Annotated in this window: 44 protein-coding genes; 7 read left to right on the forward strand and 37 right to left on the reverse strand. The window is 70.1% G+C overall.

What is annotated here, in order from left to right; genetic code table 11:
• The first annotated feature begins 35 nt into the window (after positions 1 to 35).
• Genes ACZ52R_RS23815 through ACZ52R_RS23830 form a run of 4 tightly spaced genes read left to right on the forward strand, consistent with a single transcriptional unit; the run spans position 36 to position 1,078 of the window.
• Complete coding sequence (locus ACZ52R_RS23815; protein ID WP_465754090.1) at positions 36 to 236, forward strand: hypothetical protein; 201 nt, start codon at positions 36 to 38, stop codon at positions 234 to 236.
• A gap of 56 nt (positions 237 to 292) precedes the next feature.
• Positions 293 to 748, forward strand: a complete 456-nt coding sequence (locus tag ACZ52R_RS23820; RefSeq protein ID WP_465754091.1) for a hypothetical protein — start codon at positions 293 to 295, stop codon at positions 746 to 748.
• Positions 741 to 911, forward strand: coding sequence for a hypothetical protein (locus tag ACZ52R_RS23825; protein WP_465754092.1), 171 nt, complete (start codon positions 741 to 743; stop codon positions 909 to 911). Before ACZ52R_RS23820 ends, ACZ52R_RS23825 begins: the two co-directional genes overlap by 8 nt.
• Entirely contained in the window at positions 908 to 1,078 is a 171-nt protein-coding gene (locus ACZ52R_RS23830) for a hypothetical protein (protein ID WP_465754093.1), read from the forward strand. Before ACZ52R_RS23825 ends, ACZ52R_RS23830 begins: the two co-directional genes overlap by 4 nt.
• 243 nt (positions 1,079 to 1,321) lie before the next feature.
• Here the strand turns inward: ACZ52R_RS23830 and ACZ52R_RS23835 are convergent, their stop codons facing one another.
• A complete protein-coding gene (locus ACZ52R_RS23835) occupies positions 1,322 to 1,867 on the reverse strand; it encodes a GIY-YIG nuclease family protein (protein WP_465754094.1) in 546 nt (181 codons plus the stop codon).
• A 108-nt stretch (positions 1,868 to 1,975) separates the two neighbouring features.
• Between ACZ52R_RS23835 and ku the strand changes: the two genes are divergently transcribed.
• Positions 1,976 to 2,878, forward strand: a complete 903-nt coding sequence (gene ku, locus ACZ52R_RS23840; protein WP_465754095.1) for a non-homologous end joining protein Ku — start codon at positions 1,976 to 1,978, stop codon at positions 2,876 to 2,878.
• Between the two features lie 26 nt (positions 2,879 to 2,904).
• Here ku and ACZ52R_RS23845 read toward each other — a convergent pair whose 3' ends face one another.
• Complete coding sequence (locus ACZ52R_RS23845; protein WP_465664945.1) at positions 2,905 to 3,195, reverse strand: hypothetical protein; 291 nt, start codon at positions 3,193 to 3,195, stop codon at positions 2,905 to 2,907.
• 112 nt (positions 3,196 to 3,307) lie between these two features.
• Between ACZ52R_RS23845 and ACZ52R_RS23850 the strand changes: the two genes are divergently transcribed.
• A complete protein-coding gene (locus tag ACZ52R_RS23850) occupies positions 3,308 to 3,706 on the forward strand; it encodes a hypothetical protein (RefSeq protein WP_465754096.1) in 399 nt (132 codons plus the stop codon).
• Here the strand turns inward: ACZ52R_RS23850 and ACZ52R_RS23855 are convergent.
• From ACZ52R_RS23855 to ACZ52R_RS23995, 29 genes are all read right to left on the reverse strand, one after another.
• Complete coding sequence (locus ACZ52R_RS23855; RefSeq protein ID WP_465754097.1) at positions 3,676 to 3,873, reverse strand: hypothetical protein; 198 nt, start codon at positions 3,871 to 3,873, stop codon at positions 3,676 to 3,678. The genes ACZ52R_RS23850 and ACZ52R_RS23855 overlap by 31 nt on opposite strands.
• Before the next feature lie 130 nt (positions 3,874 to 4,003).
• Positions 4,004 to 4,168, reverse strand: a complete 165-nt coding sequence (locus tag ACZ52R_RS23860; RefSeq protein WP_465754098.1) for a hypothetical protein — start codon at positions 4,166 to 4,168, stop codon at positions 4,004 to 4,006.
• Entirely contained in the window at positions 4,165 to 4,734 is a 570-nt protein-coding gene (locus ACZ52R_RS23865; RefSeq protein WP_465754099.1) for a hypothetical protein, read from the reverse strand. The genes ACZ52R_RS23860 and ACZ52R_RS23865 overlap by 4 nt, the downstream gene beginning before the upstream one ends.
• Positions 4,731 to 5,030 (reverse strand): LuxR C-terminal-related transcriptional regulator, encoded by a 300-nt coding sequence (locus tag ACZ52R_RS23870; RefSeq protein ID WP_465754100.1) that lies wholly within the window; start codon positions 5,028 to 5,030, stop codon positions 4,731 to 4,733. Before ACZ52R_RS23870 ends, ACZ52R_RS23865 begins: the two co-directional genes overlap by 4 nt.
• Positions 5,027 to 5,179: a hypothetical protein gene (locus ACZ52R_RS23875; protein ID WP_465754101.1), complete on the reverse strand. Its 153-nt coding sequence runs from the start codon at positions 5,177 to 5,179 to the stop codon at positions 5,027 to 5,029. Before ACZ52R_RS23875 ends, ACZ52R_RS23870 begins: the two co-directional genes overlap by 4 nt.
• On the reverse strand, positions 5,176 to 5,427 hold the full coding sequence (locus ACZ52R_RS23880; protein ID WP_465664957.1) for a hypothetical protein: 252 nt from the start codon (positions 5,425 to 5,427) through the stop codon (positions 5,176 to 5,178). Before ACZ52R_RS23880 ends, ACZ52R_RS23875 begins: the two co-directional genes overlap by 4 nt.
• On the reverse strand, positions 5,424 to 5,654 hold the full coding sequence (locus tag ACZ52R_RS23885) for a hypothetical protein (protein WP_465664959.1): 231 nt from the start codon (positions 5,652 to 5,654) through the stop codon (positions 5,424 to 5,426). The genes ACZ52R_RS23880 and ACZ52R_RS23885 overlap by 4 nt, the downstream gene beginning before the upstream one ends.
• Before the next feature lie 88 nt (positions 5,655 to 5,742).
• Positions 5,743 to 5,934, reverse strand: coding sequence for a hypothetical protein (locus ACZ52R_RS23890; RefSeq protein WP_465754102.1), 192 nt, complete (start codon positions 5,932 to 5,934; stop codon positions 5,743 to 5,745).
• Between the two features lie 120 nt (positions 5,935 to 6,054).
• Positions 6,055 to 6,288: a hypothetical protein gene (locus ACZ52R_RS23895; protein ID WP_465664963.1), complete on the reverse strand. Its 234-nt coding sequence runs from the start codon at positions 6,286 to 6,288 to the stop codon at positions 6,055 to 6,057.
• Positions 6,285 to 6,563 (reverse strand): hypothetical protein, encoded by a 279-nt coding sequence (locus tag ACZ52R_RS23900; protein ID WP_465754103.1) that lies wholly within the window; start codon positions 6,561 to 6,563, stop codon positions 6,285 to 6,287. The genes ACZ52R_RS23895 and ACZ52R_RS23900 overlap by 4 nt, the downstream gene beginning before the upstream one ends.
• A 65-nt stretch (positions 6,564 to 6,628) precedes the next feature.
• Complete coding sequence (locus ACZ52R_RS23905; protein WP_465754104.1) at positions 6,629 to 6,811, reverse strand: hypothetical protein; 183 nt, start codon at positions 6,809 to 6,811, stop codon at positions 6,629 to 6,631.
• The gene (locus tag ACZ52R_RS23910; protein WP_465754105.1) at positions 6,808 to 7,611 is read right to left on the reverse strand and encodes a hypothetical protein; all 804 of its coding nucleotides are present in this window, start codon (positions 7,609 to 7,611) and stop codon (positions 6,808 to 6,810) included. Before ACZ52R_RS23910 ends, ACZ52R_RS23905 begins: the two co-directional genes overlap by 4 nt.
• A 3-nt stretch (positions 7,612 to 7,614) precedes the next feature.
• Positions 7,615 to 7,782 (reverse strand): hypothetical protein, encoded by a 168-nt coding sequence (locus ACZ52R_RS23915; protein WP_465754106.1) that lies wholly within the window; start codon positions 7,780 to 7,782, stop codon positions 7,615 to 7,617.
• A 9-nt stretch (positions 7,783 to 7,791) separates the two neighbouring features.
• Positions 7,792 to 8,133: a hypothetical protein gene (locus tag ACZ52R_RS23920; RefSeq protein WP_465754107.1), complete on the reverse strand. Its 342-nt coding sequence runs from the start codon at positions 8,131 to 8,133 to the stop codon at positions 7,792 to 7,794.
• The gene (locus ACZ52R_RS23925; protein WP_465754108.1) at positions 8,133 to 8,666 is read right to left on the reverse strand and encodes a hypothetical protein; all 534 of its coding nucleotides are present in this window, start codon (positions 8,664 to 8,666) and stop codon (positions 8,133 to 8,135) included. Before ACZ52R_RS23925 ends, ACZ52R_RS23920 begins: the two co-directional genes overlap by 1 nt.
• Before the next feature lie 12 nt (positions 8,667 to 8,678).
• Positions 8,679 to 8,885, reverse strand: coding sequence for a hypothetical protein (locus ACZ52R_RS23930; RefSeq protein ID WP_465754109.1), 207 nt, complete (start codon positions 8,883 to 8,885; stop codon positions 8,679 to 8,681).
• Between the two features lie 89 nt (positions 8,886 to 8,974).
• Positions 8,975 to 9,547: a hypothetical protein gene (locus ACZ52R_RS23935; protein ID WP_465754110.1), complete on the reverse strand. Its 573-nt coding sequence runs from the start codon at positions 9,545 to 9,547 to the stop codon at positions 8,975 to 8,977.
• Positions 9,544 to 9,942, reverse strand: coding sequence for a hypothetical protein (locus tag ACZ52R_RS23940; protein WP_465754111.1), 399 nt, complete (start codon positions 9,940 to 9,942; stop codon positions 9,544 to 9,546). Before ACZ52R_RS23940 ends, ACZ52R_RS23935 begins: the two co-directional genes overlap by 4 nt.
• Positions 9,939 to 10,241: a hypothetical protein gene (locus tag ACZ52R_RS23945; RefSeq protein ID WP_465754112.1), complete on the reverse strand. Its 303-nt coding sequence runs from the start codon at positions 10,239 to 10,241 to the stop codon at positions 9,939 to 9,941. Before ACZ52R_RS23945 ends, ACZ52R_RS23940 begins: the two co-directional genes overlap by 4 nt.
• On the reverse strand, positions 10,238 to 10,537 hold the full coding sequence (locus ACZ52R_RS23950) for a hypothetical protein (RefSeq protein WP_465754113.1): 300 nt from the start codon (positions 10,535 to 10,537) through the stop codon (positions 10,238 to 10,240). The genes ACZ52R_RS23945 and ACZ52R_RS23950 overlap by 4 nt, the downstream gene beginning before the upstream one ends.
• Positions 10,534 to 10,779, reverse strand: coding sequence for a hypothetical protein (locus ACZ52R_RS23955; RefSeq protein WP_465754114.1), 246 nt, complete (start codon positions 10,777 to 10,779; stop codon positions 10,534 to 10,536). The genes ACZ52R_RS23950 and ACZ52R_RS23955 overlap by 4 nt, the downstream gene beginning before the upstream one ends.
• Before the next feature lie 3 nt (positions 10,780 to 10,782).
• Positions 10,783 to 11,094, reverse strand: a complete 312-nt coding sequence (locus ACZ52R_RS23960) for a hypothetical protein (protein WP_465754115.1) — start codon at positions 11,092 to 11,094, stop codon at positions 10,783 to 10,785.
• Positions 11,091 to 11,285 (reverse strand): hypothetical protein, encoded by a 195-nt coding sequence (locus tag ACZ52R_RS23965; protein WP_465754116.1) that lies wholly within the window; start codon positions 11,283 to 11,285, stop codon positions 11,091 to 11,093. The genes ACZ52R_RS23960 and ACZ52R_RS23965 overlap by 4 nt, the downstream gene beginning before the upstream one ends.
• Complete coding sequence (locus ACZ52R_RS23970; RefSeq protein WP_465754117.1) at positions 11,282 to 11,500, reverse strand: hypothetical protein; 219 nt, start codon at positions 11,498 to 11,500, stop codon at positions 11,282 to 11,284. The genes ACZ52R_RS23965 and ACZ52R_RS23970 overlap by 4 nt, the downstream gene beginning before the upstream one ends.
• Complete coding sequence (locus ACZ52R_RS23975; RefSeq protein ID WP_363567644.1) at positions 11,497 to 11,757, reverse strand: hypothetical protein; 261 nt, start codon at positions 11,755 to 11,757, stop codon at positions 11,497 to 11,499. The genes ACZ52R_RS23970 and ACZ52R_RS23975 overlap by 4 nt, the downstream gene beginning before the upstream one ends.
• 10 nt (positions 11,758 to 11,767) lie before the next feature.
• Positions 11,768 to 12,109 (reverse strand): hypothetical protein, encoded by a 342-nt coding sequence (locus tag ACZ52R_RS23980; protein ID WP_465754118.1) that lies wholly within the window; start codon positions 12,107 to 12,109, stop codon positions 11,768 to 11,770.
• 379 nt (positions 12,110 to 12,488) lie between these two features.
• On the reverse strand, positions 12,489 to 12,728 hold the full coding sequence (locus ACZ52R_RS23985) for a hypothetical protein (protein WP_465665002.1): 240 nt from the start codon (positions 12,726 to 12,728) through the stop codon (positions 12,489 to 12,491).
• A gap of 60 nt (positions 12,729 to 12,788) precedes the next feature.
• A complete protein-coding gene (locus ACZ52R_RS23990; RefSeq protein WP_465665004.1) occupies positions 12,789 to 13,139 on the reverse strand; it encodes a hypothetical protein in 351 nt (116 codons plus the stop codon).
• Positions 13,140 to 13,226: 87 nt separating this feature from the next.
• On the reverse strand, positions 13,227 to 13,646 hold the full coding sequence (locus tag ACZ52R_RS23995; protein ID WP_465665006.1) for an endonuclease domain-containing protein: 420 nt from the start codon (positions 13,644 to 13,646) through the stop codon (positions 13,227 to 13,229).
• A 57-nt stretch (positions 13,647 to 13,703) separates the two neighbouring features.
• On the opposite strand from ACZ52R_RS23995, the gene ACZ52R_RS24000 reads away from it, so the two are divergent.
• Complete coding sequence (locus tag ACZ52R_RS24000) at positions 13,704 to 13,922, forward strand: prevent-host-death family protein (protein WP_465665008.1); 219 nt, start codon at positions 13,704 to 13,706, stop codon at positions 13,920 to 13,922.
• 62 nt (positions 13,923 to 13,984) lie between these two features.
• Here ACZ52R_RS24000 and ACZ52R_RS24005 read toward each other — a convergent pair whose 3' ends face one another.
• From ACZ52R_RS24005 to ACZ52R_RS24030, 6 genes are all read right to left on the reverse strand, one after another.
• Positions 13,985 to 14,401, reverse strand: a complete 417-nt coding sequence (locus tag ACZ52R_RS24005) for an SLOG family protein (RefSeq protein WP_465754119.1) — start codon at positions 14,399 to 14,401, stop codon at positions 13,985 to 13,987.
• Complete coding sequence (locus ACZ52R_RS24010) at positions 14,326 to 14,646, reverse strand: helix-turn-helix domain-containing protein (protein WP_465665011.1); 321 nt, start codon at positions 14,644 to 14,646, stop codon at positions 14,326 to 14,328. The genes ACZ52R_RS24005 and ACZ52R_RS24010 overlap by 76 nt, the downstream gene beginning before the upstream one ends.
• Complete coding sequence (locus ACZ52R_RS24015; protein ID WP_465665013.1) at positions 14,643 to 14,957, reverse strand: hypothetical protein; 315 nt, start codon at positions 14,955 to 14,957, stop codon at positions 14,643 to 14,645. The genes ACZ52R_RS24010 and ACZ52R_RS24015 overlap by 4 nt, the downstream gene beginning before the upstream one ends.
• A gap of 254 nt (positions 14,958 to 15,211) precedes the next feature.
• A complete protein-coding gene (locus ACZ52R_RS24020; RefSeq protein ID WP_465754120.1) occupies positions 15,212 to 15,385 on the reverse strand; it encodes a hypothetical protein in 174 nt (57 codons plus the stop codon).
• A complete protein-coding gene (locus ACZ52R_RS24025) occupies positions 15,382 to 16,719 on the reverse strand; it encodes an AAA family ATPase (RefSeq protein ID WP_465754121.1) in 1,338 nt (445 codons plus the stop codon). Before ACZ52R_RS24025 ends, ACZ52R_RS24020 begins: the two co-directional genes overlap by 4 nt.
• Positions 16,719 to 17,690 carry a hypothetical protein gene (locus tag ACZ52R_RS24030; protein WP_465665017.1) on the reverse strand — a complete coding sequence of 324 codons (972 nt, stop codon included), beginning with the start codon at positions 17,688 to 17,690 and terminating at the stop codon, positions 16,719 to 16,721. Before ACZ52R_RS24030 ends, ACZ52R_RS24025 begins: the two co-directional genes overlap by 1 nt.
• Positions 17,691 to 17,728: the final 38 nt, after the last annotated feature.

Consider the following 17,728-nt stretch of genomic DNA (forward strand, 5'->3'; position numbering starts at 1 on the left):
GGCCCCCGCCGAGCCCTGACCGAAGGAGAACCGCCGTGTTCAACGCCAACGACAAGGTCTACATCAAGGCCTGCCAGGACGACCCCCGCGCCGCCGGCCGCACCGGCTACATCGTCGACGGGAAGCTACCCGGACCTCTTACGCAAGGCCGGTGGACCGTCGACCAGGTCGGCTTCTTCATCGGCTCCGTTCTGTGCCACGCCAGCGAGCTGCGCGTCATCAAACCGGCCCGATGACACAAGCCCTGCCCTGTGACAGCATCACCCACCCCGGCCAGCTGATCGGAGCCCACATGCCTCAGCACCTCGGCGTCCACCCCGACGACCTCCTCCCCGCCGGCCACGCCGCCCGCCAACTCGACCCCGACGAGATCCACACCATCGCCGAGCACGCCGAAGACTGGATCAGTACCAACGAGATCCACTACGCCCAAGCGCTCTACCAGCTCCCGCAGATCCCCGCCGACCCAACGAAGCGGCGAACCTGGGCTTCGGGCCTATCCGACCGGGACCGCGCCACCTATGAGGACATGGAGAAGCTTCGCGCTCACCTCAAGCCCCTCCACGCTGCCGTACACCGCGAGGACTGGCGGGCCGTTCTCGACTTGCTCACAGAGACCAGGCCTGGCGATGTCGAGTGGGCGGTTCGCCCGTACCTGTACGACATCCGAAGCCGGGTGGAGCAGCGGTACAAGGCCGCGGTCGAGGAAGTCCTTACCGAGGCCGCGGGGGAGAAGCCTCATGGCTGATCTGTCGCAGCAGGACCTCGACGCGGCGGGGGCGTTCGCGGACCAGGTTGCGGCCGAGTTGGAGCGGCAGGGCATGACGCCCTCGCTGGAGATCCACATGGCGGCGCTGGAGCTTGGGTTGCGCCTCCACACGAACAGTCCTGACGCCGAGGATCTCTCATGAACGACATCCCGCGGATCGTCGTCAATTCCCGGCGCCGGTCCACCTACGGCTCGGAGTCCGGCCCCGAGCAGCAGGCCGCCGCGGTCTGGGATGCAGCCGAGCGGCTCGGCTGGGAGGTCGATTGGGTGGACAGTGTGCAGCTGGACGGGGAACCGCCGACGTGCTGAGGCTGTCACGGTTGCGCCCCGACGCGGTGTGGACGCGGCGGGGCGCAGGCCGGGGAGGACAACCGGGGACGTAACGGTAGACCGCGTTCCGCTGCGAGTCCAGGCCTCGGGTGGAACAGAACTGCGCCCCGCCGAGCTTGAGCCTCGGCGGGGCGCAGCAATACACGGCAGTCCGAGACCACCGCCAGGGCCTGGACGCCCAACAGCCGGGTGCCCAGGTGCCACCCCTCGTGGCGGGGAACGCTACGCCTGCGGAACGCGGTCGTCCAGATGCTGCGCGGCAGACTTACACGCCTCCTCCTCCGGCTGTAGCCGGCAGTCCCGCCACACCGCGAACCACCGACGCCACTCCCGCAACTGCGCCCCACGGTCGAACCACGCCCCGCCCTCCATCGGCGGCCCGCACTCCTCCACCACAACCCCCGGCTCGGCATTACACGCCGGCCGTTCCCGCCAGATCGCCGCATGCTCCGCTTTCATCGACCTGGGGAACCCGTACGGCAGCCACTCGACCTCGATCCGCACCACCGCGGGCCACCAGCCGAACCAGTTCGCGTGCTCCCGGAACCGGCGCTTCGGGTCGAGGCTGGTGCCGATGTACAGCAGCCAGCCGTCCTCGTCGAAGCAGCGATACAGGGCCGTCGGGCCAGTGGCACGCGTCTCGCGACGGACTTCAAGCTGGACGTCCCAGCACGGTCGGCAGCGTCCGCCGGGCCAGCGGCCGGGGGAGTGCCGGCCGCAGTCACGGCACGCACCAGAACTGCCGCTCCCGACCTCTACAGGGATCATCTGCGCACTATCCCACCCGTGCCTGACACATCCCGGCCAGGATGCGATCACCGGGCGGCACCGATGGACTGAGAAGACGACCAGCAGGGGGTACACCTGGAGCGCGCCGTGCCAACAGTGATCGCCAAGAAAGTCCTCACGTTCTCCCTGGTCAGCGTGCCCGTCAGCATCGTCACAGCCACCACAGAGCACAAGGTCCCGCTCCATCTGGTCCACGCCCAAGACGGCGCCCGCATCCGCTACCGCAAGGTCTGCGAACACGAAGGCATCGAGGTCCCCGAGCACGAGATCGAACACGGCTACGAGCTGCCCGACGGCCGCACACTCGTCCTCACCCGCGAAGACCTCGACTCCCTCCCCATGCCCGACACCAACGAAATCCGCATCCTCGGCTTCCTCCCCGCCGAACGCGTCGACCCCATGCACTACAACCGCGCCTACTACCTCACCACCTCCACACCAGGCGCAGCACGGCCCTACGCCCTACTCCGCGAAGCCCTCACCCAAAGCAACCAGGTCGCCATCGCCCGCACCGCCATCCGCACCCGCGACAACCTCGTTGCGATCGGCACCCGCGGCGACGTCCTCACGATGGTGACCCTCCTGTGGCCCGACGAAGTGAAGAGCCCCGCCGGACTCGCCCCGAAGACCGCCGAGCTGCGCCCGGAAGAGATTGCGCTGGCCAGGCAGCTCATGGACACCTACAGCGAGGGATTCGAACCCGACGCCGAGGAGGACGAGTACACGCTCGCCCTGACCCAGGTCGTGGAGGCGAAGGCCGCCGGGCTGCCGGCCCCGCACGCTCCGGACGCCAAGGTGTTGGAGCAGGCCCAGGTGCTCGACCTGACTGCACTGCTGCAGGAGGCGCTGGATCGGGCTGCACAGGAGCATCCGAAGACCCCGGCGGCCCGCCCTGCGAAGAAGACCACGGCAGCGAAAAGGACCACTGGCGGAACCGGCCGCCGGCGTCCGGGCGGGGGAGATCCGGGCAAGAGCCGACTCGCGTCTTGACAGGCGTCCGGCACCGTCCCACCTGTTCAGTCCGCTGGCGGCACCTGGTGCCATCCGTAGACTGCTGCGCCGTCGCGGAGCCATGCCGCGGTGAACTCCCTGAACAGGTCCATCGGCCGCTGGCCGTCCGGCAGCCCGAGAACAGCGAGGAGTCGGCCACCGGCCGTGGCCCCGGCGTCGCAGCGGCGGCACAGGTGCAGGTCGAAGCCGTCGCCGAGCGTGATGTGTGCAGTGAGGACAACGGTCCGGCTACACCGCGGGCAAGGGTCTGTGCCGACTCTGACGGTCACGGTGGGATTCGGGGCGGGATCGGGCATGAGGGCTCCTCCCTGAGGGGTGGCCAGGATCTGCCCGCGATCATGCGGAGTCAAGGGTTCCGGGGGAGTCCAGATGTGCAGCTCGAACAAGCATTCGACTAGCCTTGAGCGCGTGAGCACGACCCTCCACCCCACCTGGTGCGACCCCGCCCACTGCGACGTCCCCGATGAGCAGGCCAGCCTCGGTGCTCGTGGCGGCGCTCATCGCTCCAAGCTCATCCCGCTCAACCTCGAAACCGAAGCCCGCGGCGAACAGGGCTGGGTCTACGCCGGCCTCTCCCAATCCGCGAAGCCCCGCGCTGGCGTCTTCCTTAAATGGATCATCAACGGGCAGATCGTCGGCCACCAACCCATCAACGACGCCGAACCCCTCGCCTGGCTTATCGCCGACGCCCTCGCCAATGTCCGCGGCGACGACCAGCCCGTCGAACACACGAAAGCGCCCGACCAATCGGCCGGGCGCAGCGGGCAGGACACTGGTCAGCTGGGGGTCGGCACCTCGAACGCGTGACACAGGCTGGAGAACCGCATCACCTGGCCGTTCGAGAAGTCCAGCTGGAACAGATCGGTCCGGCCACACGTCGGGCACTTGCTCCTGCCTTCCAGCGGCTTGCCGTCGGCATCGAAGAAGTTGCGAAGGTGCGCGGCGCTGACCGGGACGTACTCGGGATTGCTCATGGGTCCTTTGTAGCGGCCCCGAAAATCGCCAGCCAGAGCCCGAACGGGTCACTGAAAATGGCCCGGCCAGCTGGAACGATTCGTGCGCTCACGCAAGAGCGCCGGGGCCGTCACGGTGCGGAGCGGCCGGTCAGCAGGTGGCGCTTCCCGGCCGGTAGTCGGCGAGGTCGCGGATGACGTCAACCACCGATGGACGTTCGGCGGGGGCCGGCAGGCTGTCTGCGATGAACTGTTGGCGGTCTTCGTCGCTGGCGGTGAGCCACCAGTCGACGAACGCCTCAATGTCCTCGGTCACTGCCGGGCTTCGAGTGCCGCGCGGATCCGGTCCGCGGCGTCCTGGTAGCCGTCGGCCAGCCCGCCGTACGCCTCTTGCCGTTCCAGCTCGTCGGCGAGCGCGCGGACGGCGGCAATCAGGGCCGTGTAGATCCTCGACTCGTTGCCCCAGCCTTCCATGGCGCCATCGAACTGCGCCGTCAAGGCGGCTATCCGCGCCTCGGCCAGCCCCAGCGCGGCCTCATGGTCGCACTCGATCGGGTCAGGGCAGCCAACGCGGGCGGCCGCCAGGTCCTGGCGCCATCCCTCAACTTCAGCCACCGGGATCATCATCGACTGGAGTCCGGCATACCCGGGGTGGACCTTGTGGATGAACGTGCCCAGGACGTCATCGAGGGTGGTGGCGAGTGCGTTAGCGCGGGCTTCGGCGACGCGGGTTCGTTCGATGAGATCACCGCGTTGGCGCCGGTGCTTGCCGAGTTCGTCCTCAGCGGCTCGGACATCGCACTCAGCGTGGACGGCCCGGTTAAGCGCCTCGTCCCGCATCCGGACAAGCTGCTGCTGGTAGGTCTCCTGCTCGGGGATCATGCGGCGCTCCTGGGGGTGTTGGCAGCGAGCCGGGCGGCGGCTTCGAGGGCGCGCGTGATGCCGGCAGTGCTGCAGTCGAGGTCGAGTTGGCCGGTCTGGTGGGCGAGGACGACGGCGTGGGTGGTGCTGCGGGCGGCAAGCTTGGTGCGAGCGCTTTGGGTGCGGTTGAGAACGGCGGCGCGGGTGATGTTCAGGCAGTGGGCGGTCTGGTTGATGGTGTAGCCGCGGGCGGCGCATCGGAGCGCGTCGATCTCGGCGGGAGTGAGGGCCTGCCCGGGGCGGGCGTTGAACGTCATCGGCTGGTCTTCCTCTTGGCGCGCTTGAGGGCCCGGCGGGTGGCGCGGTTGGGGCGGGGGTCGGGGGCGTCGTCCGGAACGACCATCTCGACGTGGGTGAGGGTGGTGTCCCAGGTGCGGCCGGGCCGCGGGGTGTGCTCGCGGGTCACGGCTGGGGCTCCTCGGGTGTGGCTGCGGCGATTGCGGCCCAGGTCTGGGCTATCGCCAGCAGGATGTGGACATCGTCGGATCGCTTGTCTGCAAGCGAGATGAGACGCGAGACCTCGGGGGTGGAGTAGCCGCCGGGTTCGGCCATGAGGCGCCGGGCATCCTCGTGGGCCTGGGTGGAGTCCTCCAGGGCCTTTTCGGCGCCGTGGGCCCACTCGGCTGCCCGGGCAAGGGCTTCGGCGCGGGTCACGGCTGCGGCTCCTCGCCGTCGGCGGGCATGGTGTCGCGGACGGCGTAGAACTCGGTGGTGTTGCCGTAGCGGGCCCAGAGGATGGCGGGCCGGTTGCCGGTGGCGGGGGTGATGCCGATGTCGTCGGGCAGGTCGGGCATAGGGGTCCTCCGGTCGGTGTGGATGCGGTAGGCCCACCAGGCTGCGAGGGGGCTGCAGGCGAGCAGGGCGGCGAGGTCGGGGTTCATGTGCGTCTCCGGGGGTGGAGTGCGAGGAGGGCTGCCGCGAGGCCGGCGCCGTAGAGGGCGCCGGCCTGGACCAGCCAGGGGGACCCGGTCACGCGGTGGGCTCGGCCTGGAGGCGGGCGATGCGCGCAAGCGCCTGATCCGGAGTGAATCCGTTCACCGCCAGGTATGGGGCGGTTGCCTCGGCGATCGCCAGGGCGTTGCCGAGGGTCAGCGGTCCGGCCTCCCAGCGGGTGTGGTGCCAGATGGAGTTGTCGTCGAGGTACTGGTGTCCGTCGGTCACGGACCAGTAGCCATCGCGTCCGAGTTCGACGTGCAGGGCCCAGAGGTGGGCGTCCGGCGCCGAGTCCGGGGGGCATGCAGTTGACGGTGTAGCGGGTGGCCTGGACGTGGGGTTCGAGGGTCACTGCTGGCCTTCCTGGGCGTCGCGGATGAGCCGGTAGCCGGTGCCGGTGCGGAGCCGGGCGAGCCGGATGCGGGTCTGTCGGCCGGGCCGCAGCACGACGGCGTTCTGCGGGGTGATGGTGACGGGGACAACGGTGGCGTGGGTGTCGTCGACCGACTCGATGCGGAACTTGCTGCCGCTGTCGTACCTGTTGGCCCAGACCTGGCCGGGGCGGACAGTGTGGTCGGTCACTGCTGGCCGCCGTCCTGGCCGAGCACCGCGCGGGCCACCGCGAGGGCTTCCTCGTGGGTGCTGATGCCCCACGAGAGCTTGAACCCCTGCGGCGCGATCTCGGCCTTGACGGTCTCGCACTGGGCCCAGATCTCGGCCTCGCGCTCCAGCCACTTCGCGAGAGTGGTGCCGACGTCGGGGTGCATGAGGGCGAGGTGTGCGGCAAGCGGTGTCTGGATGTCGCGGAGGCTGGTGGCTGCGGCGGCGAGCAGGCTGGCAGGGATGTGGCTGGTCACGGTGTGCTCCTGGGCTGGTGGTGGTGGCCGCCCGCGCGGGTTGCGGGCGGCGTCGGGCAACAGGGTCAGCGGTGGCCTGCGGCCCAGCAGTTGGGGCAGATGTCCCGGCCGCCGGGGCGCTGGTGCCAGCCGTCGGGGCGGCGGAGGCGGCGGACGTCGGCGGCGGTGTGGGCGGCGGGGTGGTTGATCTCGGGCGCTTCGCAGTCGGGGCCGTCGCAGTGGACGATCGGGATCATGTAGAAGCTCACGCGGCGGCTCCGGCGGCTTTGCGTTCGGCTCGCAGAGCTGTCATGGCGGCTCGGCAGCGCGGGCACGTGACGGTGTCCATGCGCCGGTGGGCTTCATAGCCGGCGCGGGTGCCGCACGCTCCAGTCCAGTCCGGTTCGGCGGTGGGGTCGTCGATGGTGTCGTCGTCCCAGGCGCCGACGGGTGCCCAGCCGTGGTTGCGGGCGTGGTTGCGGGCCCGGGCGGTGGCCTGGTTGTCGACGCCTGCGGCGCTGGGGTCGGTGTTCCACAGCTGGTCGTAGAGCGATCCGACGGCGCGGGCGGTACGAACGATGACCTGCTCGCGTCGAAGCGTGGCGCCGAAGTTTCCGGGGGTCATGCCGAGCCGGGCAGCGAGTTGGGCCTGGGGCCAGCCAGCAGCCACGAGCGCCCGGAGACGGCGTACGGTGCCGGCGGAGCTGATGACGGCGGCGTCGGGCAGGTTCTCGGCGGTCGGCTCGACGGAGAGGATCGCAGCGGCGGTGGCTGGCCGGATCTGCGCCGGGGGCGGGGTGCCGCGCTCGGGACGCCCGTGGACCAGGACGCGAACGGTCTTGCGTTCGAGGCCGGCCAGGTTGGCGATGGTGCGATCGCCGAGTCCGCAGGCCTTGAGGTTGGCGACGTGCTGGCGGGCCGGGTCGGCATCAACGTAGGGCTGCCACTGCCCGCGGCGGAGGAGCTGCTCGCGGTGGTCGCGGTACTGGGCGACGGCCCAACCGCAGGTGTAGCAGCGGCAGCCGTTGAGCTTGTAGCGGGCGTATCCGTGCGGCCGGTCGTCGCTCATGGCCTACTCGCCTTCGGGGTCGAGGAGCTGGAGGCCGAGGCCGACGCGGTGTTCGTCGCTGAGGATGAGGGCGACGGGCTGGCCGTCGTCGGTGAGGCAGCAGACGATGGTGTCGTCGCCGGGGGTGGTGGGGAGGATGGTGCGGTCCCAGCGGACGGTGATGGGGTCCATGGCGGTTCCTCAGCTGGTCGGGGTGCGGGCGGCGAGGAGGAGGTCGCGGAGGCTGGGCGGCGGGGTGTCGGTCACCGGTCGCCCCCCGGCGGCGTCGAAGAGGCAGAGCGGCGTGTCCGCCTCGGAGGCCTGCACGGACGCCGTGGCCTCGGCCGGCGCCGGGTCCCACTCGATTTCGGCGTCCGCCCAGTTCATGTCGAGCATGGCGTCGAACGAGAGCATGCTCCACAGGGTTTGGCCGCAGAGTTCCCTGCTCATCCGGCCGTCGGGGTGAAGGGTGCAGTCCTGCGGCTCGTTGTCGACCTTGTGGACACGGAAGCGGCGGGGGCGGTCGGGCAGTTCGATGGCCATCAGGCGGCGTCCTTGATCTTGCGGCGATAGTTGGCGGAGTAGGCGATGCGCTGGTCGCGGTGACGCTCGTAGTAGGTGCGCTGGTAGCCGCGCGTCTTCTCGGAGTTGGCGGCCTGCCAGTCCCGGAGTCGGTCGGCGTTCGCGCTGGCGCAGGCCGGGCAGGGTTCGGTGTGGTTGCGGAGATGGATGCGGTAACCCGCGTAGCTGCCGCACTGGGAGCGTTCGTAGTCGGCGCGGGCCTCGACGCAGTCGGGGCAGGGGTCCCGCTTCATGCGGCGGTGGCGTTGCCAGCCGGCGTTCGTGCCGCAGAGGTCGGGCCGCTCGTCGGCGGCGGCGCGGTGGGCCTCGTGTGCGGTGTTGCAGTCTCCGCAGGGAAGGTCGCCTTCGTCGCGGTGGCGGAGCCAGCCTTCGTGGGTGCCGCAGCGGACATCGAGGTGGTTGAGGAAGGCCTTCTGGCGGGCGGTGAGGGGGCGGCCGTAGCGGCGGGGCGACGGCCAGTTGGGGTGCTGCGGAAAGTCGGTGTCCATGGCCATCGGATGGGGCTCCTAATCGGCGCAGATGACGCAGCGGTGGTCGGCGTCCTCGTTGTCGTGGTACCGGTCGACGCAGGCGCGGCAGTAGTCGGTCAGGCCGTGCCGGGCCCGGCCGTCGTGGCGGGTGTCGGTGGCATCGAACTGGCGGCCGCAGCGGGCGCAGGTTCCGCAGCAGATGCCGACGCAGGTGTCGGGGTCGTGGTCGAGGAGCTGGTCCATGGCGGTCTCCGTGGTTGGCGTGGCGGGCCGGTGGACGCCCGTTCGGGCGCTCGGGCGGGCTGGTGGTCCGGTGCGGTGCTGTTCGGCCGTCAGGCGGCCGTCTGCGGGCCGCTGGGGGCGGGCTGCGGGTAGCAGGCGATGTAGTACGCGCAGGTGCAGGAGCGGACGCGGGCGGCGGAGGCGTTGCAGTCGCGGTCACCGGCCGGGTCGTGGGCGGATTCGAGGTGACCGCAGTCCGCGCAGGTGGGCGGGTCGGTCTCGGCGAGGGCCCGGGTGCGCTTCAGCACGTCCCGGAGCCGCTCGGTCTCGGCCTCCAGTTCCCGGACCCGGGCGAGCAGGGCGTCGTTCTGTCGGCTCAGACCGTCGATGACGGTGATGGTGTCGGTGTCGCCGCGCTGGCCGGCGTGGTTGAGCACGGACTCGGTGGCTCGCCAGTCCAGGCCGTCGGGAGTGGGCACGTCGGTGGGCTCCCAGTTGCCGCCGAGGTACGCCTCGGTGACGCCGATGGTGCGGCGGTAGCGGATGGTGACGTTGGCGGCGTCCTGGCCCTGGTGCCAGTTGTCGCGGTGCCCGCGGGGCAGTTCGCAGCTGAGGAGCAGGTACCAGTGGGTGGACGGGCAGCGGGTCTGGTCGCTGGCGGCGGGCTGGGGCTGGGTGCTCATCGGGTGGTCTCCTCGGCGTGCTGGGCGGTCCAGGTGCCGTCGGGCTGGCGGGTGATGGTGTCGCCGAAGCGGGCGACGGTGCGGGGCTTGCGGCGGTGGGCGAGGACGGTAAGGCCGTCGACCTGTGTGCTGACGGCGAGCGCGGAGTCCGCGGGCAGCGGTGCCCAGTGCGGCTTTGACGGACCGACGAGCTCCAGGAGTTCGCCGAGTGTCTCTGGGGTGACGGTCCATTCGGTGGCGTCGGGGCTGGCGCACACCAGGCACGGCGTGTGGCCGGCGGTGTCGGCGATCTGGAGGACGGTGCCGCCGTGGTTGAGGCGGGCGCTGTCGAGGGCCCGGCAGGCGACGTCGACGTGGTAGCGGGTGGTGCCGCGGATGGCGAAGGCGGTGCTCATCGGGCGGGCTCCTCGGTGGTGGGCTGCCAGTCCGGGCAGCCGGTCAGGGGCTGGGTGAGCGTCCGCCCGGCGCCGGCGGTGCAAAACTCGGGGTAGCTGTCGCAACTGCACTGGTCGCCGGGGATGCACTGGGCACCGTCTCCGGCGGGCTCGTAGTGCGTGCAGGTCTTGCAGCCTCGGTTGGCGGGGCGGTACCAGCAGCGGTTGATGTGGGCTTCGGCGGTGGCCTTCTTGGCGTGTGTGCGGCGGCAGTCGGGGCACTGGTAGCGGACAACGGTGATCCGCAGCGCGGCGCTCATCGGGTGGTCTCCGCGGCAGCGAGCAGGTCGGTCGCGGCGTCACGGATGCGGGCCGGGGCGAACCAGACGAGGGCGTCCGGGTCAATCAGGTCAGCCACGGTGCCGATCAGCGGGCGAACGGCGGCGAGGTGTTCGGGGAGGATGTCTGCGGCGGCCCGCTGCCGGGCGGCCTCCTTGGCGAGTACCTCCTTGCGGTAGGCGTCGAGGAGGCCCTCCGGAGTCCTGCCGCTGTTGGCGCACTCGGTGACGCTGATGACGTCGAGCAGGAGGTCACGGGCAGACTGCTGGGTGCTCATCGGCTGGTCTCCTCGGTGTGGAGGTCGATGTGTTCGAGGGAGATGCCGCCCGCGTAGCTGTCGACCATGACGACCGGTTCGCCGTGGCCGAGGGTCCAGGCCTCGCTGCGGGTGCGGGTCGTCAGGACGGTGCAGAGGTCGGCGGCGGCCGGGTCCTCGGGGCGGACGCCGGGGTAGGCGGTGACGGGGGTGCCGACCGGGTGACGCTGGTTCCACTGCTCGGCGGTCAGGTGCTGGGTCATGGCTCAGGCCTCCTGGGCGGCGATCGTGGTGTTGCCGAACGCCACGCCCTCGTACGGGTCGGGCAGGTAGCCCTCACGAATCAGCAGGGCCTGGTAGGCGTCGCGCTGGGCCCGGGCGTTGTACAGGTCGTCGAGCTCGTCGGAGCAGACGTCGACCACGGCCTCGGCCACGGTGTCGGCAGCGAAGCCTTCGGGGCAGTTGTCGAGGAACTGCTGCACGGTGGACGTGACAGCGGTGCGCATCTCGTTGTAGGCGGCGTCGAGGGTCTCGGCGCTGACGGTCACGGCGGCGAGGTCGTTCGTGGGCTGGGTCATCGGGCGTTCCTCTCAGTGGTGTTGAGGCGCTGGGCGAGGTCGGCGGCCTGAACGGGGGTGATCAGCAGGTTGAGGGTGTGGCCGGTGTCGAACTCGCGGATCTTGATCTCGTGGCTGAGGGTGCCGTGGCTGCCGGTCGCGCGGGCCGCTGCACGTTCCCAGGAGGAGAGGGCGGCGGTCAGGTCGCTCATTGGGTGGTCTCCTCGGCGGCGGTGGCGCCGGTGATTTGCAAGTACTCGTCGTTGATCTGCAGGAGCTTCTTCCGAAGGCCTCTCCCGGTACTGCAGCGGCCAGCGAGGATGGTCTGCTGCTCAAAGCAGAGTCCGCACTTGGGGTCGTGCGCTTGGATCTCGGCGATCGTTCGATCCCACGCTGCCTGGAGCTCGTCGATCCGGTTGGTGGTCATCGCGGCGTCCGGGCGTTGAGGCGGGCCTCGTCACGAGCCTCGGGCAGGGACAGATTGGCGGTGGCGCTGATGGTGCCGTTGGTGAGGACCCAACCGTGGCTGAAGTGACCGCCGTCGCCGCCGGTGTTGAACGTCCATCCGATGTGCCGCCGGCTGCCGCCGGGCTCGTCGGCGTGGACAGCACGGAGGTCGGTGGCGTTCAGGTGGGTGTGCTGGGCGTGGCGTGCTGCATCGCGTGCGGTGCGAATGCGGCTCATCGGGTTCTCCTCAGGCGGCGGGGTGGGTGGTGAACTTGGCCTCGGCGTGCGCGGTCAGCCCGTCTACGTCGATCCCGATCCCGACCGCGTCGACGTACGCGGCCTCATGCGCGCCACCCATCTCCAGCTCCTCGCTGATGTCGCTCAGCAACACCGCGAGCTCGGCCGCCGGGACCACGTCGGCGAGAGCACCCAGAAGGCGGTGCGCCCACCAGGCGTTCACGGACGCGTCGGCGTGGGCGCCGGTCGTCCCGCGCGGACCGCGGGCGATGCCGACGCTGTGCGCGATGGTCTGACGAAGGAAGATCTCGTGGCGGGTGCGGGTGGCGTCAGTGACTGACTGGGTGTTCATCAGATCTCCTCAGGGGTAAATGGCGCGGGGGGAGCCAGCTGGCGAGGGCTTCAAGCCGTGCGGCGAACAGCAGCCCGCCGACGGCGATCCGCCCGGTACGCCTCTGCGCAGGCCCCGCATGCGCCCTCACCGCGATAGCGGTGAGCGTCAGCGCCGCCGGGTGTTCCATGCTTGATGGGGCGCAGCCGGGTATGCGGACGCGTCCGCAGCTGCCGGCCGTACTCGCGGTTAGCGGTCGTGCACGCCTCGCACGGCTTCTCGCCGTGGTCGAGGTGCCGGTGATAGGCGGCCTGTGTCCCGCAGGGCTTCAACTCGCGGGGGAGGTTCAGGCCGCACGCGGCGAGGAGGAGTTCGATCTCGGCGTCGGACGGGTTCGAGTTCACGAGATGCCCTTCATGGGGCAGCGGCGCGACCAGTCGGCCAAGCGGATGACGGCCCGCTTGCCGAGCAGGTTGCTCTCGCAGTCGATGACGATCGTCTTGGCGGTCACCTTGGTGACAGTGCCGGTGCGCCATACCTCGCCGAGGCCGCCGTATCCGTTGTCGTTGGTCCAGAACTGGATGGTGTCTCCGGGCTGGAAGTCCTTGAAGGCGGCGGGCTCCCACTTCTCGGCGGTCATCTGTGCGCCTTCCGTGCAGTTGGCGTGCGGGTGGGCGGGCTGGTTGGCGGCGAAGTTGGTTCAGCCGACCTCCGGGACGAGGTGGGCGGTCTTCGGGTAGCAGGCGATGACCCGGTCGAGGATCGGCAGCTGCTCCGGCAGGTAGCCCGGGGTCACCTTCAGCCAGGAACGGTGCGCCTTGCGGGGCTTGATGCGGGTCAGCAGGCCGGGGCGGGTGATGCCGGCGTTGGCGAACGCCTTCTTGATGCGGCCGCCGAGGACGGACTTGGTGGAGCGGATGAGCTTCTCGTCGGCGCCGAGGCTGGTCAGGTAGTTGCTGATGGTGGTGAGCCGCGGGTCGTTGAGGTCGAGGTAGTGGACCGTGCGGGCGGCCTGGATGGTGCGGCGGATGGCGGTGATCGTGCGGCGCATGTTGCGCTCCAGCTCAGCTGCTTGGTCCGGCCCGGCGCCGTTCCTTGTGCTCCAAATGTACAACACGGCGAGTTGTACAACAAGACGCTAAGGGCGACGACTTCGTAGCCTCTCCTGGATCGCTTCCATTCGGGACCGCTCCTCGCCTGAGATCTGCTGCCAGCAGCGGTCCTGGTAGGCCCTGGCCAGCGGCTCGCGCTCAGCGCGGCGTGGCCCCCAGTTCTTTGTTCCATCGAACTTCGACATCAGGGAGTTGCAGCCATCGCAGAGCAGGCCGCGGACGATCCACATCCGCCGCGCCTGAAAGTGATCGATGACCAGCCGGCGACCACCCGTCTCTGCCTCGGGGGTGTGGCAGATCTCGCAGCGATCACCGGCACGTCTCCGCATGTCGTCGTACTCATCGCATGTCAGGCCGTGCAAGTCGAAGTGATGGCAGGGCAGTCCACTCTTGGAGTGGCGATTCTGGGTCAGTCGATGCGGCATGGGCCGCTCTATGTAGCGCACCGTCTTATTGTACAACCCGCCCTTTTGTGCAAGCAGTGATTTGGGTATCATCGACGCATGGATCACAACACCGACGACATCCCGATCTCTGAAGCCCGTGCCAACATCACCGATGTCATCGCCTCGGTGCGCCTGCTGCGCCGCTGCGTCTTCCTCACCCGCCGGGATAAGCCACAGGCCGCCGTCGTACCCGTCGAACTGGGCGAACTCATTCGCAAGGTCGGCGGCGTCGACGCGGCCGCCGCGATCCTCACCGGGCACGTCCCGCGGGACTGAGCAACCCCGCCCCGCCAGCCGCCGGCCTATGCCGTGCGGCCATTTGTGCTGCCCGTGCCCGGTCACCGCTCCGCCTCGAAACGCCGCACCGGAATCCCCGCAGCCTCCGCCCGCCGCACGCAGTCCTCGGTCCCGCGACTGTTCGGCAGCAGGAAGGCGAGCACGTACCGCGCCCCAGCCGCCACCATCTGCGCGTTCCGAATAGGCCCCGCAGCCCGCCCGTGCCGATCCCAGTCAGCCGGCTGCGCCCACTCAGCCGCGAACCAGTCCGCCCCGGTAGGGCAAGCCCCATGCACCAGCACAATGGGCCGCCACAGCCCGAACGCCACGCCCAGCGCGTGCTCCACCGCGGCCCGATCCGACCAAGCCCGCGAACCCGTCACCAGAATCCGAGAGACCTCGATCACGGCCGGGCCCCCTCGGCTCCGCACGCCTGGCACGTGAAGCCGGGCGGGGGCGTGCCTTCGCACATCGAGCACGCCTCCGGCGGTTCCAACAGCTGCGCGGGACCGATCCCGAGGGCTTCCGCAATCGAGACCAGGTCGTCCACGTCGATGCGTCGTTGGCCGCGCTCCAGCTTCGACAGCGTTGTCGGCCACATCGGCCGGCCGGCCGCAGATAGGCGTTCGGCGAGGGCCTCCTGGTTCAGGCCGCGCTTGCGACGGAGCTGGCGGATCTTGGCCGCGACCGCCTTAGTGGTAGGTCCGAGGGGAATCGGCTTCACGACAGCACCCCCGCATCCACGAGGCGCGCCACATGCAGCGTTCGCGGCATCGCCAGGCCCACCACCGGCCGACACCACGTGCCCGCCGCCGCGCCGCACCGCCGACACTCCACACCCATCGCCGGGTGATGCACCGTCAGCAGATCCCTCGCGTGGTCGTCCCGCGCCCGCTCCGCGGCATCGGCCGCCCGGCGCAGCTGCGCCCCCGCGTCCGTCAGGCAGGCCTCCAGGTGCTCGATGCCACGGCGCAGCTCCGCCGCTTCGACCGGCGTCAGACGGCGGCGCTCGGCGGCGTCGACAAGCTGCGCCACGCGACCCGCGGTCGGCGGGGGAGCGCTCGTGCGGACGGGTTCTTCAAGGAGCACGGTGGCTCTGTTCGCCATGATGGCCTCAAATCGGGGAGAGAAGGGGGCGTGTGTGGCCTGCTGGGGTTGGGTTGGGGTGATCGGGCGGGGCGGCTTTCGGGGGAGCCTGAAGGGCCGCCCGGGGGCTTCGATGTCGGAGTTGGCCCCGAAAGAGCCCTTACCGGCGCCACGTCATGACGCTCAGCCAGGAAGCCCGACAGTCACGACGTTCCGTAGGACTCCTCATCCGCGTACGCGTCCGACAGGTACTCCGTCCGCCAGCTGCGCCCGCACCGACCGCACAGCCACTCGGTGCAGATGTGCGAGCCGTCGTCGACGCGATGGACGATCCGGGCGCGCGACAGGCAGGACGGGCAGTGCTCGGTCAGGGTCATGAGAGCGCTCCGGTGGGGGAGTGGCCGGTGAACGGGTCGGCGTCGATCGGCTTGTACGAGCGCCACGGCCACGAGCCGTCCGCGCCCTGACACACGAAGGCCGGCCACTGCCGTTCCTCGCGCGCCCCGCGCCACAGGACGACCCGCCGGGCCCGGTCCTCCTGGGCGGAGCGGGCGTCCTCGACCGGGCGCAGCCCCATGCCGTACTCGGGCCAGCGCAGCCACAGGCCGGAGCCGACCGGGGCCAGGGGCCGGGGGCCTTGCCCGTTGCCCTTTGCCGCGTGAGCCTCCAGGACCATCGCCGAGTCGGCAACGAGCCGGGCCTGGTCGAGGGCGACAGTGACGGCGCGGGCATGCCGTTCGTCGTTGGGATCGCCTTCGTGCAACCTGTAGATCGGCCCAACGACGAGCAGGTCGGGCTGGACGGCTTCGACGCGCCGCATCAGCCACGCCCGCCCAGCCGCCCGGGTGAGGTCGACGCCTTCGGGACGCAGGTCGAAATGGAACTGGCCGCGGCGCACCGCCATGCCGTGCTGCTCGGCGATCGCAAAGAGCCGGCTGTAGTGCCGGCGAGACTGGCGGACGTTGTTCTCGCAGTCCAGCACCAGGACCTTCTTCGCCCCGTGCTCGGACGGACGGCCGTCGAACGGCAGGATCCCGGCGGCGATACACACGGCGATCTGCCGCAGCAGCACCGACTTGCCGCCGCCTTCGCCCGCAGTCCAGATGCACCTTTCGCCGCGCTCCATGTAGCCGGGGCTGACCCAGTCATAGCCGGGGTCCGGGCCGTCAAGGAAGTCGAGCATGTCAACGACGGGGGAGTCCTCGGCGGCGCGGCCGGCGTCCCGGACCGTGCGGGTGAGGCCGACGGCGGTCTCGGCAAGGTCTCCGGCGTCGGCATCGGTGTCGGGGATCCAGCCGAGCTGGGCGATGCGCTGACCGGTTTCGATGAGGGCGCGCCGCTGGGCGAGGTCGCGGATGCGCCAGGCGAGCCATTCGGCGTCGCCGCCGTAGTACGCGGCCTGAACGCAGGTGGCGAGGTAGGAGCCCCCACCGACCCGGCTGAGAGCCTTACGGCCCTGGAGTTCAGCGGTGACCGTGTACAGGTCGATCGGTTCTCCGCGCTCGCCGACGGCGTTGATGGCACTGTGGATTGCCGCGTGGGCGGGGCGGTAGAAGTCGCTGCCGGCGACGGGGTGGTCGCGGAGCAGGAGGCGGCCGTTCGCGGCGGTTATGACGCGGCCGAGGTAGGCCTGTTCAGCTTCGAGGTCGTTGGGTCGGGGCCGCTCCAGGTCTGCGAGATCGTCGACCTCGACAGGCATGGTGGCCGTCATCAGAAGACCCCTTGGTCTGCGTAGGTCTGGTAGCTGGTGGGTTGCTTGCGCTGCTGCTGGGCTTGGGCGCGAAGCTTGAGCTGGGGGTACTTCTGGCGCAGTTTCGGCATCGAGAGGATGACGCTTCGCCAGAACTCGTCGGCCTGGCACCAGCGAATGGCCCCCAGGACGTCCGGGAGGGTGACGTGGTCGGCGTCGATCATGAGCCGGGCTGCGTCTCGCCACCGCTTGGTGATGTTCGGGCGTTTGGTGCCGTTCTCGGCGATCAGGTCCGCGAGGAGCGCGCAAGCCTCTTCCACGTCCGGCCGCTCTTGGCGGGCGGACCGGATGTCGACGACATCCGCGACGAGAAGAGAAGGGGAATGGGGTAGGGGAAAACGCCCGCGCGCGCGCGTTGAGCCTGCATCCACCCCTTCGGGAAGGGGTTCCGCAACCCCTTCCCCAACCCCTTCCGGAAGGACTGCCGCAGGAGGCTTCGGGTCCGGCTCCCTGAACGCCACCCGCAGCGCCGCGATGTGCCGAGACACCTCCTGCAGCGGCGACAGACCCTTCCGGCCGGGCTCATCGCTCAGCTCGTCCAGTGGGATCCGCTCCACCTCCGCAAGAAGGGCGGCCCGCAACGGCCTAGACGTGATCTCCAGCGCCCCCGACACCATTGCGCCCATCACCTGCGGCTGCTTCCACACGCCGTCGTTGCGCACGAACGAGCGAACGAGAAGCTCCTCGGTGTCCTCGTCGACCACAACGAACCGGCGTGCCGACAACACCGCGAGCTGCTCCCGCAGGACCGCCGGGCTCAGACCGTGCGCCCGTGAGCTCCAGCGCTTCAGCGTCAGCGGCAGCAGGCCCGCGTGGTTGAGGTTCGGCTGGCTGATGAGAAACAGGTAGAGCCGCTGAACGTCCCCGGGCAGAACGGTGAAGTCGGGGTCGTCCCAGATGCGGGTGAGAACCCGTCCGTGACCGCGTGCCATGCTGACGTGCTCCCTTAACAGTGCTGGATGATGTGCTG

The sequence above is a fragment of the Kitasatospora sp. NPDC034023 genome (genome assembly GCF_055575795.1).